At 63.0% G+C, this 13,328-nt stretch carries 12 protein-coding genes; 5 read left to right on the top strand and 7 right to left on the bottom strand.

From position 1 onward, the window contains the following. Positions 1-5 precede the first annotated feature (5 nt). Genes ACMC5O_RS07715 through ACMC5O_RS07695 form a run of 5 tightly spaced genes read right to left on the bottom strand, consistent with a single transcriptional unit; the run spans position 6 to position 7,108 of the window. Positions 6-1,259 (bottom strand): N-succinylarginine dihydrolase, encoded by a 1,254-nt coding sequence (locus tag ACMC5O_RS07715; protein ID WP_426692643.1) that lies wholly within the window; start codon positions 1,257-1,259, stop codon positions 6-8. Beyond that, positions 1,259-2,275: an arginine N-succinyltransferase gene (locus ACMC5O_RS07710; RefSeq protein WP_426692642.1), complete on the bottom strand. Its 1,017-nt coding sequence runs from the start codon at positions 2,273-2,275 to the stop codon at positions 1,259-1,261. The genes ACMC5O_RS07715 and ACMC5O_RS07710 overlap by 1 nt, the downstream gene beginning before the upstream one ends. Continuing rightward, the gene (locus ACMC5O_RS07705; protein ID WP_426692641.1) at positions 2,272-3,477 is read right to left on the bottom strand and encodes a hydrolase; all 1,206 of its coding nucleotides are present in this window, start codon (positions 3,475-3,477) and stop codon (positions 2,272-2,274) included. Before ACMC5O_RS07705 ends, ACMC5O_RS07710 begins: the two co-directional genes overlap by 4 nt. A gap of 50 nt (positions 3,478-3,527) precedes the next feature. After that, positions 3,528-4,973: a Ppx/GppA family phosphatase gene (locus ACMC5O_RS07700; protein ID WP_187709261.1), complete on the bottom strand. Its 1,446-nt coding sequence runs from the start codon at positions 4,971-4,973 to the stop codon at positions 3,528-3,530. 5 nt (positions 4,974-4,978) lie between these two features. Beyond that, complete coding sequence (locus tag ACMC5O_RS07695) at positions 4,979-7,108, bottom strand: RNA degradosome polyphosphate kinase (protein WP_426693520.1); 2,130 nt, start codon at positions 7,106-7,108, stop codon at positions 4,979-4,981. 162 nt (positions 7,109-7,270) lie between these two features. Between ACMC5O_RS07695 and ACMC5O_RS07690 the strand changes: the two genes are divergently transcribed. Further along, positions 7,271-7,618: a hypothetical protein gene (locus tag ACMC5O_RS07690; RefSeq protein WP_187709262.1), complete on the top strand. Its 348-nt coding sequence runs from the start codon at positions 7,271-7,273 to the stop codon at positions 7,616-7,618. 73 nt (positions 7,619-7,691) lie between these two features. Then, positions 7,692-7,838, top strand: coding sequence for a hypothetical protein (locus ACMC5O_RS07685; protein WP_187710022.1), 147 nt, complete (start codon positions 7,692-7,694; stop codon positions 7,836-7,838). A gap of 62 nt (positions 7,839-7,900) precedes the next feature. Here ACMC5O_RS07685 and ACMC5O_RS07680 read toward each other — a convergent pair whose 3' ends face one another. Then, entirely contained in the window at positions 7,901-8,716 is an 816-nt protein-coding gene (locus tag ACMC5O_RS07680) for a formylglycine-generating enzyme family protein (protein ID WP_426692640.1), read from the bottom strand. Here ACMC5O_RS07680 and ACMC5O_RS07675 point away from each other — a divergent pair. Continuing rightward, positions 8,715-8,936 carry a hypothetical protein gene (locus ACMC5O_RS07675; RefSeq protein ID WP_426692639.1) on the top strand — a complete coding sequence of 74 codons (222 nt, stop codon included), beginning with the start codon at positions 8,715-8,717 and terminating at the stop codon, positions 8,934-8,936. The two genes, ACMC5O_RS07680 and ACMC5O_RS07675, sit on opposite strands and share 2 nt — an antisense overlap. A 132-nt stretch (positions 8,937-9,068) precedes the next feature. Here ACMC5O_RS07675 and ACMC5O_RS07670 read toward each other — a convergent pair whose 3' ends face one another. After that, a complete protein-coding gene (locus ACMC5O_RS07670; protein ID WP_187709264.1) occupies positions 9,069-9,620 on the bottom strand; it encodes a DUF1003 domain-containing protein in 552 nt (183 codons plus the stop codon). A 405-nt stretch (positions 9,621-10,025) separates the two neighbouring features. Here ACMC5O_RS07670 and ACMC5O_RS07665 point away from each other — a divergent pair, with 405 nt between their 5' ends. Both ACMC5O_RS07665 and mprF read left to right on the top strand, forming a co-directional pair. After that, positions 10,026-10,676: an AcvB/VirJ family lysyl-phosphatidylglycerol hydrolase gene (locus tag ACMC5O_RS07665; RefSeq protein WP_426692638.1), complete on the top strand. Its 651-nt coding sequence runs from the start codon at positions 10,026-10,028 to the stop codon at positions 10,674-10,676. Then, positions 10,673-13,207 (top strand): bifunctional lysylphosphatidylglycerol flippase/synthetase MprF, encoded by a 2,535-nt coding sequence (gene mprF / locus ACMC5O_RS07660; protein WP_426692637.1) that lies wholly within the window; start codon positions 10,673-10,675, stop codon positions 13,205-13,207. The genes ACMC5O_RS07665 and mprF overlap by 4 nt, the downstream gene beginning before the upstream one ends. The last annotated feature ends 121 nt before the right edge of the window (positions 13,208-13,328 follow it).

Raw genomic sequence — 13,328 nt, 5'->3', positions numbered from 1 at the left:
GGGATTCAGGCGAGCTGGGTCAGATCGAGCCCTTCAAGAAGCGCCTTTCGAGCGGCTTCAACATCCTTGATGAGTGCTGGCTTCTGCAGGTCCGCTGTGTCGATTTCGACCGGCCAATTCCGGCGGACGACCTCGGAGAGCCGGTCCAGCTTGCCGTCGTCGACCATGAAGCGCGGATCGACGGTTTCAGGGTCCGCGACGACGCGGAGGCGCAGGCAGGCGGGGCCGCCGCCGTTGGCCATCGACTGGCGCACGTCGACGACCTCGACGCGGCGGATCGGACCGTTGCTGGCGACATGCTTTTCCAGCCAGGCCCAGACGGTCGGAGTCTCGCGGGCCTCGGTCGGGACGACGAGGGTCATCTCGCCGTCGGGAGGCGACACCAGCTGCGCGTTGAAGAGGTAGGATGTGATCGCATCGCCGATCGGAACGTCGGCCGACGGCACTTCAACCAGCTCGAAGCCGGGGAGGCGCTTTTCGCAGAAAGCGAGCACCGCGTTGCGATCCGCGAACGCCAATTCGTGCGCGAACAGGACGTTCTCGTTGGCGACGGCGACAACGTCATTGTGGAAGGCGCCGGCGGCGATGGCCTCCTCGGACTGCTCGACGAACAATGTGCGATCCGGGTCGAGCCCGTGCAGCTGTGCAATGGCCTTCGAGGCTTGCAGATGCTGGCGGGCAGGGAAGGCTCCGCCAGTCACGCCGTAGACGAAAAGCTCCAGCCCCTGCTCGCCATGCTTCGACGTCAGCCGCATGTGATTGGCCGCGCCCTCGTCGCCGAACGCGGGCGGAACAGGGTCGTGAACCGCGAAATGCTTTCGGTCACCGAACGCGATGCGGAGCTGCGCAAGCGTGCCCGGCCATTCGTGGCTGCGGTGCGGCATGGTGCGAAGGTTCGCGACCGTCAGGTGCGTCTTGCCGTCGTTCGTGTCGGGTGCAGGGGAGACGGTCGCAGCGTTCGCGGCCCACATCGCCGACGCCGACATGGCGGCCGCCGCAAGCACCGGCTCGCATTCCTCGATTGTCGTCCCGAGCGCCGAGAGCCAATCGCGGTTCGGCCGTGAAAGCGGGACGAAGATCCCCTGCGCAAGCCCGAGCGCAAGGTTGGCGCGCATCTTGTCGAGGCCCTGCAGCGCAGCAGCGCGCGGCTGAGAAATCTGGCCTGCATTCTTCGTCGAGGCGAGGTTGCCGAAGCTCAGCCCCGCATAATTGTGCGAGGGGCCGATGATCCCGTCGAAATTGATCTCGCGCAGGGCCATCAGCGCTTCACGGCGAGGACCGTGTCCCCTTCCTTGACGCCGAGCAGTTCGGCGGCCTCGGGATCGATGCAGAGACCCTTGCGGCCAGCGCGACGCGTCGATGCGAGGCAGGCCCTGAAGTCCTTGAGCCGGCCGAGTGCGAGGAGCATCTTCGTCTTCCCGCCCGGCGCGATCTCCTCGATCGTCTCTTCGTCGGATTCCTCGATGGTCCGGATGTCGTCGGTGTGCGCGGTGACCGTCGGGCCGCCATCGAAGATGTCGATATAGCGGTCGAAGACGAAATTCTCTTCCTCGAGCATGCGCAGGGCCGCCCGGCCGGTCGGATGCGGAAGGCCCATCACCGCCCGCGCCTGCTCGCTCAGAAGCGACACGTAGATCGGCGTCTTCGGCATCAAATCGGCGATGAATTGAGTCCCGTGCACCGCATTGAACTCGTCGGCCTCCGGAAAGGTCATGTCGAAGAAGCGGCCGGCGAGACCATCCCAGAACGGCGAATTGCCGCCCTCGTCCATGACCCCGCGAAGCTCGGCGAGCACGCGATCGCCGAAGCGCGCGCGATGCTGCTTGATGAAGAGGTAGCGGCTTCGCGCGATCAGCGATCCCCAGCCGCCTGCACGCGCCTGCGGATGGAGGAACAGGCCGCCGACTTCCGATGACCCTTCGAGGTCGGTCGTCAGGGTCAGCATCTGGTTACGGAACGTCTTGCCCAGCTCGGGGCTGGTCTGGGTCAGGGTGCTCACATGATAGGAATAGAAGGCCTGCCGGACCCCGACCTGTCCGAACACCTGGCAGGTGCCCCGGATGATCTTGGCCTTGGGGTCTTCAAGGACGAAGACGTAGAGGTCGTCCGACTGGATGTCCTCGGTTCGGGAGAAGCTTTCCTCCGACCGCGCGAGCTTCTCGACCAGGGTCGCGCGGTCGGGCGGAAGGTTGGTGAAGCCGCCGCCGGTCAGTTTCGCCATTTCGTAGATTGCCCCGAAATCGTCGGGGGTTGCGGGACGAACGCGGAACGTCATGTCGCGCCTCCGGCAAGCCGCAGGATGGTGAGCGCCGACAAGGCCGCGCGCTCCTTCAGGCTTTCGACGATCAGAAATTCCTCCATGCTGTGGATCTTGCCACCGCGCACGCCCATTGTGTCCACCACGGGCACGCCGCACGCGGCGATGTTGTTGCCGTCGCAAACGCCGCCGGTCGATTGCCAGCCGATGGCCTGGCCGAGGTCGGAACCGGCCTGCTTCACCAGGCCGAACAAAGCCTCCGCTTCGGGAGTCATCGGCTTCGGCGGACGGGCGAACCCGCCATGAATGTGGATTTGAACCTCGCGCTCGCTCGAAACGAGAGCGATCGCCTCGTCGATCATTGCCTGGGCGATGCGCTGAAGTTCCGGCGTCGCGGGACGCATGTTCACGCGCAGGATGGCGATATCGGGGACGACGTTCGACGGCGACCCGCCGTCGATCCGTGCCGGGTTTACCGACAGACCCGGTTGGCGCATCGCCTCGAACAGCAAAGCGAGATGCGCAGCGGCGGTCAGGGCGTTGCGGCCATCCTCGGGATTGCGGCCGGCATGGGCGGAGCGACCGTGAATGGTGATTGCAAAATTGCCGCTGCCCGGCCGTGCGCCGGCGAGTGTACCGTCGGGCAAAGCGGATGGCTCGTAAGTCAGCGCTGCCTTCTTGCCGCGCGCTGCCTCCGCAATCAGCGGAGCCGATCCGAGCGAGCCGACTTCCTCATCGCTGTTGATGATGACTTCGTAGCCGAGGTTGGTCGCGCCACTTGTTTCAATCGCCTTCAGCGCCGCGAGCATGACCGCAATGCCGCCCTTCATGTCGGCTGTGCCGGGTCCGTTGATAACCCCTTCGTCGAGCCAGCGCGTTTCCTGGAACGCGTGATCAACCCCAAACACCGTGTCCATGTGCCCGGTGAACAGCAGCTGGACCGGAGCTTCGGGCCGCACTTTCAGGTGCAGGTTGCGGCCATGGGCGATGGCGATCGTCTTGCCCGCCGCGTCCACCGCGTCGACCGGGGCGGGATCGACAAGCACCGCGCTTCCAGGAAGGGCCGAGAAGGCATCGCCGAGCAGGCTTGCCATCCGCGCAAGCCCGTCGAGATTGCGCGAGCCGCTGTTGACTGCGGACCATGCAAGGACTTGCTCGAGCATCGGCTCGGCGGATGCTCGTCCAACGGCCTGTTGCTCAGTGGAAGTAAGCGCCCCCATGCGGGAGGCTCCTAGCGGGAGGCACGCGCGAACGCCACACCACTTACCGGTCAGATGAACGCCGCGACCTCCGCCTTCCGATCGAGGGCGTCGGCAAGCCGCTGGAGCCGCCGGCGGACAGCATCGCCCGCGAGCGATTCCTCGCGGTGCGGTACGCATAATGTGACGGCGGTCCTGCTGAGGTTGAGGCTGGTCTTTTCCAGTACCGAGGCAACGCCGCCACTGATCCGCTGGCCGAGCCGCATCGCCAGCCCCCAGCAGTGCGCGCGCTCCAGTTGCTCGGGCTTGCAGAGCTGCGTCAGGCGCGAGTCTGGCAGGCGTTCACGCCCAAAGTTCGACGACAGAGCCTGCGCCATGATCACCCGGCCCGGCGCATCGACCGCGGTCCAGTCGCCGTGGAGCGCCATTTCGACGCCGCGGTCAGCCCGGAACATCGGCGCGGCCTGCCATGCGACGTCGGCGAGCAGGCATGATGCGAGGTTCAGTCGCTTTAGCTTAGGCGGATCGTCGAACAGAGGTGAGATCCATTCGTGGAGTAGGCCTCCGTGCTCGCCGAAGCGACGCTCGCCGCCGCCCGCATCGCGAGCGGCCTCGACCAGTGGATCGAGCTGCCGCATTTTCTCATCGAGCTGCGAGTAGAGCAGCCCTTCACGCAGCCCGAATGCCGAAACGATCAACTCGCTCGGCTCCAGCGTCCTGACGATCTGCTCAAGCAACATGGCCGCAACCGGAGCGCTTGCGAGACGTGCGCTCGAAAGGCCGCCCTCGAAAATGGTTGCGAGATCCGCCAGCTTGCGAAGCTCCGCCGCGCGCTCGGGCTTCATTCGATAATGGTGCATCGCTGGCAGTGGAAAATCGGTCGTGATCATGTCCATCTTCGCGAGCGCACGCCACGAGCCGCCGACCATGTAGAAGGGCTTGTCACGGGCTGACTTCAGGAGCCCGGCGTCCTTGATTCCCCGTCGAAGGACGTCCCGCGCGGCCTGCTCGCCGGACTTGCCGAGCCCGACGCGCAGCACGCCAAGCGGAAGCGATGTCGCGTGGCCCGTTTCGCCATCGCCGACTTCCGTCAGCTCAAGGCTGCCGCCGCCGAGGTCTCCGACCACTCCGCTGGCACCGGGGAAGGCGGACAATACGCCCAAGCCGGAATAGCGCGCCTCGTCGAGCGCGCTGACGATCTCGCATTTGAGGCCGAGCTTCTCGACCTCGCGCACGAAGTCCGGACCGTTCCCGGCGTCGCGAACGGCCGCGGTGGCGACCACGCGAGCGTCCTTCACGCCCATGTGCCGAAGCAGGAGCTTGTACCGGCTCAGCGCCGCGAGCGCCTTTCGCTCGCTGTCGTCGGAGAGATTTCCGTCGTCGCGAAGGCCCGCGCCCAGTCCCGCCATCACCTTCTCGTTGAAGATCGGTGTGGGGGCGCGCTGCCGCCCGGAATAGACGACAAGTCGCACGGAGTTCGAACCGATATCGACAACTGCGACGGGCTTGCGCGCCAAGGCCGCTACCGGCCCCGCTGGAAGCGCAGCTTCGGAACCTTGCGGCCTTTCTTCAGCGCCTGCCCGCGGCCGGACAGCGACGGGTTGCTCATGAAATATTCGTGCAGGTTGAAGGCCTCGTTCGGCTTGGGCCGCAAGCGCTCGTAGGATCCGTCGGGCAGACATCGCCAGCTCTGCTCATTGTCGATGAGGTTGGCGACCATCACCTGGTCGAGCAGCTGGGCGTGGACGGTCGGGTTCTCGATGGGGAGCATATATTCGATCCGCCGGTCCAAATTGCGTGGCATCCAGTCCGCCGAGCTGATGTAGACCCGCGCTTGCGGGTGCGGCAGCTCGTGCCCGTTTGCAAAGCACCACATGCGCGCATGTTCCAGAAAGCGCCCGACGATCGACTTCACGAAGATGTTTTCCGACATTCCGGGAACGCCCGGGCGAAGGCAGCAGATGCCGCGGACGACAAGGTCGATCTTCACCCCGGCGCGGCTCGCGTCGTAAAGCTTGTCGATGAGCATCGGGTCGACGAGGGCGTTCAACTTCGCCCAGATGCCGTTCGGTTTCCCGGCCCTGGCGGCGGCGATCTCGGCATCGATCAGCTTCAGCAGCTCAGCTCGCATTCCCTGTGGCGAGATGACGAGCTGACGCAGGTTCTTCGGCTCGAGATAACCAGTGATGTAATTGAACAGCTTGGCGGCATCGCGGCCAAGCTTGGGGTCCGCCGTGAAATAGCTGACGTCCGTGTAGATGCGAGCGGTGACCGGATGATAATTGCCCGTCCCGAAGTGGCAGTAGGTGCGATAGCCCTTGGTTTCGCGCCTCACGACCATCGACACCTTGGCGTGGGTCTTCCAGTCGATGAAGCCGTAGACGACCTGCACCCCGGCGCGTTCCAGCGCATTGGCCCACATGAGGTTCTGCTCTTCGTCGAACCGCGCCTTGAGCTCGACGACGGCGGTGACGGCCTTGCCGGATTCGGCAGCGTCGATCAGCGCCTTGATGATCGCCGACTGCTTGCCTGCCCGGTAGAGCGTCTGCTTGATCGCGACGACGTCCGGGTCTGCGGCCGCCTGCCGAACGAACTCCACCACGACCTCGAAGCTCTCGTAGGGGTGGTGGACGAGAATGTCCTTCTCGCGGATCGCGGCGAAGCAGTCGCCGCCATGCTCGCGGATGCGCTCGGGGAAGCGCGGATCGAACGGCGTGAACTTGAGGTCGGGGCGGTCCTCTTCGACGATCGCCGCGAGGTCGGTCATTCCGATGAAGCCGCGCGTCTCGGAGATGATCGCGGTTCCTGCATCGAGACCTTCCTTGACGAAGCGCACCAGCCCGTCCGGCATGTCCGGCTCGATCTCCAGCCGGACGACGCGGCCGCGACGGCGGCGCTTGATGGCGGTGCGGAAATATCGAACCAAGTCTTCCGCCTCTTCCTCGACCTCGATGTCGCTGTCGCGGATGACCCGGAACGCGCCGCCGCGAAGCAGCTCATACTTCGGGAACAGATATTCGGTCTTCCGCCGGATCAGCGTCTCCAGCGCGATGTAGCGCGCTTCGTGGCCGGGGATGCGGATGAAGCGGGGGACCGCGACCGGAAGCATCAGCAGCTCGCGCATATGCGCTTTCCCCCGCTTCAGCTCGAAGATCAGCGAAAAGCCCTTGTTCGGGATGAACGGGAAGGGGTGCGCAGGGTCGATCGCCTGCGGCGTCAGCAACGGGAAGATCTGCTCGCGGAAATGCTGATCGAGCCAGTCCTCTGCCTTCTTGTCGAGCGGTTCGTCGCCGATCACGACGACCTTCGACCTCGCGAGTGCCGCCTGGAGGGTGCGCCATACCTCTTCCTGGTCGTCGAGCAGCCGGTCGGCCTCTTTCTCGATCGCGGCCAGCTGCTGGCCCGGCGTCAGCCCGTCGGCGGAATGTTCTTCGACCCCGAGAGCCTGGTGCGCCTTGAGGCCCGCGACACGGACCATGAAGAATTCGTCGAGGTTGCTCGCCGAGATCGACAGGAAGCGCAGTCGCTCCAGCAACGGATAGTTGGCGTTGCACGATTCCTCGAGGACCCGGCGGTTGAACGCCAGCCAGCTCAGTTCCCGGTTGAAATAGACCGGTTCCGACATTGCAGGTTCTGCCGCAGCAACGGGCATTTCCGTCGGCGCCGTGGAAGCCATTCGCCTCTCGCGTTTAACTGCCGGCATATGTTGGTATTAACAGGCCGGGCGGTGGATGTCGCTGAACTGAAACAGAGTGACATTACAAACGTGTGACGACGGTGTGAAAATAGGCGTGCGTCAGAAGGAGAAGCAACCGTGGCCAAGGACAAGGACGACAAGAAGAAGTCGAAGTCGAAAAAGAAAAAGGCCGACGGCAAGGCGAAGGTCGCGAAGGTCCTGAAGGGCGCGAAGAAGATCGCCCAGAACCCCATGGCTGCGGAAATTGTTGCCGCGACTCTGGTCGCAGCAGCCGCCGCGCTTCGGAATCCGAAGAGGGCCCAGGCCCTCGCCGTCGAGGCCGCCGACGACCTCAAGAAAGCCGCAAAGACCGGGGTGGATGGCGGAGCGCTCTGGCAGCTTGCGCTTGATGTCGCGCGGCGAAGCATCGACGCAATCGGCGTGGAGGCTGACGAGCCGAAGAAGGGCGGCGCAAAGAAGAAATAGCGACGCCGTCTGACCGAGCTTATGGACTCCCCAGTGTGTTATCACTATAATACACTTTGAAAGGAGCAATTCGATGCTCGAGAACCCGGTAGCGAAACGGACGGCGATTGCAGCGGCCATCGGCGCAGTCGTGGCCATCCCGCTTCCATTCATCGGCCCGATTCTCGGCGCCATCGTCGGCGGCGGGATCGGCTATTTCACGGCGGACAAAAAGGCGTGATCCGACTGGTTCGGTAAATTCCTAATGTCCGCTTTGGGTGAAAAGCGGACATTGAGGCACTATTAGCGAACGTCTCGTGCAAGACGGAACCCGACCCCGCCGCTACGGTAGGCATTCAGGGCGGGCCCTGGTCCTGGCGGCGGAGCAAAGCTTCGTGCGGCTGAACGGATCCAGCGGACCTGCTGCGCCCAATCGCCTCCCCTCAAAACCCTGTGAGCACAGGTCAGCTTGCCGTTGAGATCCGCCAAATCCCCCGTGGCCTCAATGTGCTCCGAGTTGACGTAAGCCGAGCCATCTATTGGCGTTTGCGCGTAATTGGGAGCGAAGCAATCCTCGACCCATTGCATGACGTTCCCATGCATGTCGTGGAGCCCGAAGGCGTTAGCGGGAAAGGCACCGACGGGCGAGGTATTGACCCACTTGTCCCTTCCGCTCGCCAGACCGCCGCAACATTCCTCAGTACCGTGGTTGGCAAATTCATGGCTAGCACCGGCCTTCCAGGGATAGGAAGTAGTGATCCCTGCGCGGGAGGCATATTCCCACTCGGCTTCGGAGAGCAGTCGGTAACGCTTGCCCGATCTGCGGCTTATCCAGCGTGCATAATCCTTGGCATCCTGCCAGCTGACGCAAACTACGGGATCTCGATCGGTCTGCGAGAACCCGACGTCATTCCAAGAGGCTTTCTTCTCGCCGTCTGGGCCCTCTTTGCCCGTCCACTGGCACCCGAGCGGCGTCGCGCGCCGTGTAGCCCGTACGAACGCAGCCCATTCGGAACGAGTCACGTGGAACTTGCCTGCGGCGAAGCTGCGCACCCTTACCGCGTGACGCGGCTGTTCGAGAGCGTCGGCGGCCGGGTCCGAAGCCGCAGAGCCCATCATGAACTTGCCACCTGGAATAACCACCATCTCGGGGCAGCCAGAGCAATCGCGAAAGCTACTCGGCTGTGTCGAGGCCCTAGCGGACGCGGCAGGAGCGCAGGCAAAGGCGCTCCATCCCGCCACGGCGCTGATCACCAGACTTCTTGTGAACATGCGCTACCTCCGGCCGGATACTGTGCAGTACCACTGCCTGGCTGGCGTGACCATCTTGGGAGCGTGACTGCTCATGTGCGCAAGATGCAGACAAGTGCCCGCAAACAGACGGGAGCAAACCCAGCACAGCTAATGTCCGCAATGGGTCGGAAGCAGACCTAAAAGACGCTAAGGGTCCTGAATGGGTGGGCGGACGACCTCAGGACACTGGCTCCTGTGTGTCTTTGAGGGCTTCCAGCACCGCATCCGGGTCGGCAGGTGCAGAGAGAGCGTCAGCATGCTGATCCGATCGGTTGGGCATGCTCGGGTCATCGCGGCGCAGCTCTTCTAAAAGTCCAATAATCTTCGCGGATTTTTGCTCGCTGAGGATCGAAAGCTCCAAGGTGAGTTGGTCGCGTAGTCCGGCCAACTTGTCCTCTCGGCGCTGGGTCGTGAGGATGAGGACCGTCATATATAAAGCCGTGAGCGTCACGGCGCCCTGCAGCCAGAAGAACGGAGGTTCATCTAGCGGCCTTCGCCCAGCGTCAATCAACCCAAGATTGATCCCAATCCACCCGAGGACCAACAGTGTCAGCAGTGCCAAGAACGCCGGCTGCCCGGCACGCCGGGTGAGTTGCTCGATCAGACGCTGTAGGCGCGTAGCATCCGCCTCATGCGTGGCGTGGAAGCGAGCAACCGCTTGGATCGTATCCTCGACGTGAGCCGGAACGGCCTGGCTCACCTCAGGTGCTGATTGGGTATCGTGTGTCACTGATTAATCCTCCAAGGTTTCACGGCAACAACGATCCAGTTGGTCAGAATCGCGCTTTTTTAATGGCTTGCAGGATCACTGCCGGGTAAGTCTTAGCCAATCACGTCGTTCAGAGCGAAAGCAGGCCTAAGTCGCCAATGTCCGGAATGAGTTGAAAGTTGACGCTACGCTTATGGCAACGCTGGGTGGAAAGCGGACACTGCCAGCGAGGAGGCCCTTCAGAGGAGGCGAGGAACTCCACGCAATACTCGAGGACCGACGTGATATACATACTGAGCTATGCGCCGCTCATCGCCTTCCATGCGAATTGTGGTGCCATCATCGAACGATGAGGCAGCTGTGCGTCGAGAACGCTTCCGAGCCGCAGGATTGGCTGCGTTGCTGATTGTGCTCTGCAGCGCAGGTTTGTTGCTCGTTCTCTTCAATACGCATCACATCGGTTTCGAGGACCGCGTCACGCAGAGGCGCGAGCGAGAGGCTGCAGTCTTTTTTTCCGGCGACGCCGGTTTCCTGGGCGAAGGAAGAAGTGTCGCCGGAGTGTTCGAGAGCTTCGGGCTCCCGGTATATGGCGTCTCTTCCCTGGCGGAATTCAGGGAACGGCAAAGCGTCTCAGAAACTGCTCAGATCGTGAACGATGCGGTTCGTGCCGCCAAACGGAGGTACGGCGCTGACCGCATTCTGCTGGTCGGTCACAGTTTCGGGGCGGACGCGGTCGGAGTTGCCGTGCCGCAACTCGCACCGGACGTTCGGAACTCACTTACGGCCGTCGCACTGATCGTGCCAAGTCAGCCCATCTACCTGAGAGCCGACCCCACGGGAATTTCATACCGAGGACCACCCGACGCCGAGCTCGATCCGCTGTGGTCCGTTAGATGGGTTCCGATTACCTGCATCAAGGGTGAGCAAGAAACGGATAGCGCCTGTCCCGCCCGGCCCGCTCCTAACGTCCGGGTCATCACGCTTCCCGGTGGGCATGCACTGCATCATGATATGAGCCGGCTCGCGACGGCACTGGAGGAGGGGCTTGGAAGCGCCGCAGTGAGACCTGTGCCTTGAGCAGCGCCGCACCGAAGCTCGCGCCCCCACGACTGACGTTGCAGGTCGGCGCCTTGATACTTGCTTCGGTGATCGCGCTTCTCGCGTTCGAAGTGATCGATCACATGGCGCGGGACCTGCACCCGGCTGAGCTCCGCCACGCAATAGGCGCAATTGGGCCGTGGCGCGTGGCCGCGGCGTTGATGCTCACCTGCGCCAGCTACGTGACGCTGAGCTTTTATGACGCTTTCGCCTTCAGGCTTCTCAAGCGCAATCTAAGTTGGCGGCAGACGCGCTTCGCCGCCTTCTCCAGCTATGCCATTAGCAACAATCTGGGACTCGCGCTGATTACCGGAGGCTCTGCCCGCTACGCGCACTACAGCCGCTTCGGGCTCACCCCGAGCGAGATCACACGCGTTGTTCTGCTCTGCTCCGGAGCTTTCTGGACGGCGCTTTTGCTACTCTGCAGCCTGGTTCTATTAACGGGGCCACCGGGGCACAGAGCCCCTTTACCGGCGCCCTTGGACGTCAGACTCCAGACGGTTGCCCTGGCCATGCTGTTCGTGCTGGTCGCGACATGGTGCCTGGCATTCGGTGTGAAGCGCGTGCGGCGGTGTCTCCTCGGCACTGGCGAAATTGACCACGCGGCACTGATCGCACTTCAAACTGTCGCTATTGTTGACGTACTCTTCGCTGCGGGTGCCTTGTTCATCCTCGTCGCTGGTGACAGCGCGGACCTGCAACAGCTGGCTCTGGCCTATGCTCTCGCGATCGTCGCCGGCGTCGCGTCCCATGTTCCAGGCGGCATGGGTGTTTTCGAAGCATCCTTCCTTTTGCTGGCGGGGGGGCAACAGGCGAAGTTGTTCGCGGCGGTTCTGCTCTACCGCCTCATTTACTACCTTCTGCCGCTCACGGTCGCTCTGATCATTCAGGGTGCCCGATGGGTCCCGCGCATTGCTCCGACCACGCAGGCTTCAGCCACCGCCGTAGCGCGTCTCGGACGCACGTCGATTCCGGCATTAGCAGCGGCTTTCACCGCCTTCGCAGGTATCGTACTGCTTCTATCTGCTGCCACGCCTGCCGTCCCCCATCGCCTCGTCTTCGTCGAGCGCTTCATCCCGCCTTTGCTCGTGGAGACGTCGCACTTTCTAATCAGCCTGCTCGGCACAGTGCTGCTTCTGCTGGGCCCGGCATTGTTCGCTCGCCTTCGAAGTGCGCTGATACTCGCGACCGGCCTCTTGGTCGCCGGCGCGCTCCTCTGCTTCACCAAGGGCATCGACTATGAGGAGGGCATCGTCCTCGTCATCGTTGCAGCCTTCCTGCAGATGAACGCTGGTAGCTTTTACCGGAGCGCAGGTATCGGCACTGCCCCGCTCGGAGCACTATGGTGGGGGGTGGTGCTCTCCGCCGTCGCCATTGTGGGAGTGACTTTATTCGCCACGCAATTGCGTGGTGTGGCTGAACTCACCTGGTGGTCATTTGAATTCGGTCACGAAGCATCGCGGTCTTTGAGAGGCCTGCTTGCCGCAACAATCCTGCTCGGCGCTGTCGGCTTGCGGCAGCTTCTTACGATACCCGCACCCGGCGGGTCCGGACCGTTGCTTCCGGACAAAGTGCTCGAACGCTCATTATCCGGGGCGGAGCGCACCGATGGCATGCTCGCTCTCACTGGGGACAAGCAGTTCCTGGTTGCTCCGGAGCAGGACGCATTTCTGATGTACCGGGTGCAACGGCGCACTTGGGTCGTCATGGGTGACCCAGTCGGCCCTAAGGAGAGGTGGGCGGACCTGGCCTGGCGGCTGAGGGAGAGCGCCGACCGTGAAGCGGGCCTCGTGTGTTTCTACGAGATCTCCGACCGCATGCTTCCGATCATCGTTGATCTTGGCTTGGTCCCCATCAAGTATGGCGAGGAAGCTCTGATCGACACGCGGTGCGCTCCCCGTTTCTCGCGCTCCGTTCGCTCCTCGATTCACAGGGCCGAACGGGAAGGTCTCGAGTTCGCAGTCCTCCCGGCAGCCGAGCTCGATCATTGGTTTCCTGTTCTCAAGGACGTGTCGGACGACTGGCTCAGTCAGAAGCACACTGATGAGAAGACCTTCAGCTTGGGCAGGTTCGACACGGATTACCTTCGCCACTTCGACTGTGCTGTCGTGCGCAAGGACGACAACGTGGTTGCCTTCGCGAATCTGTGGACTTTGCCCAACCATCGGGAAGCTTCGATCGACCTAATGCGCCGCCGTCATGATGCGCCCGCGGGAACGATGGAGTTCCTGATCGCCAAGTGCATCATGCTGGCGGCCGAGCAGGGTTTCGAGAGATTCAGCTTGGGAGTGGCGCCTCTCGCGGGCTTGGCTAATCGGCCCTTGGCGCCTCGCTGGGCGCGGCTGGGCTCTACGGTCTATCGGCACGGGCAGCGCCTCTACAGCTTCAAGGGCCTTCGTGAGTTCAAGCAGAAATTCCGGCCGCAGTGGGAAGGCCGGTACGTCGGAACGCTCGGCGGGTGGCGCGGATGGCTATCGCTCCTCGACACCGCGCGGCTGATTGGCGACTGAGGGCTGCAAGTTGCGGCGAAAATGAACCCGTTTTCATCCGCGTTCCAGCGCCGCGCCAGAATGAAAAGCGCATAGGCTGCACCGGCGATTGGTCCAACAAGGAGTTTTCGAAATGAGACAG

This window comes from Sphingomonas sediminicola (assembly GCF_049991885.1).
Taxonomy (GTDB): Bacteria; Pseudomonadota; Alphaproteobacteria; order Sphingomonadales; family Sphingomonadaceae; genus Sphingomicrobium; species Sphingomicrobium sediminicola.
This window is presented reverse-complemented; position numbering and strand designations above follow the sequence as displayed.

Bases quoted from the DNA above. Each gene is read 5' to 3' on its own strand.
- ACMC5O_RS07715 (WP_426692643.1), bottom strand. From the start codon at position 1,259: ATGGCCCTGCGCGAGATCAATTTCGACGGGATCATCGGCCCCTCGCAC.
- ACMC5O_RS07710 (WP_426692642.1), bottom strand. From the start codon at position 2,275: ATGACGTTCCGCGTTCGTCCCGCAACCCCCGACGATTTCGGGGCAATC.
- ACMC5O_RS07705 (WP_426692641.1), bottom strand. From the start codon at position 3,477: ATGGGGGCGCTTACTTCCACTGAGCAACAGGCCGTTGGACGAGCATCC.
- ACMC5O_RS07695 (WP_426693520.1), bottom strand. From the start codon at position 7,108: ATGCCCGTTGCTGCGGCAGAACCTGCAATGTCGGAACCGGTCTATTTC.
- ACMC5O_RS07685 (WP_187710022.1), top strand. From the start codon at position 7,692: ATGCTCGAGAACCCGGTAGCGAAACGGACGGCGATTGCAGCGGCCATC.
- ACMC5O_RS07675 (WP_426692639.1), top strand. From the start codon at position 8,715: ATGAACTTGCCACCTGGAATAACCACCATCTCGGGGCAGCCAGAGCAA.
- ACMC5O_RS07680 (WP_426692640.1), bottom strand. From the start codon at position 8,716: ATGATGGGCTCTGCGGCTTCGGACCCGGCCGCCGACGCTCTCGAACAG.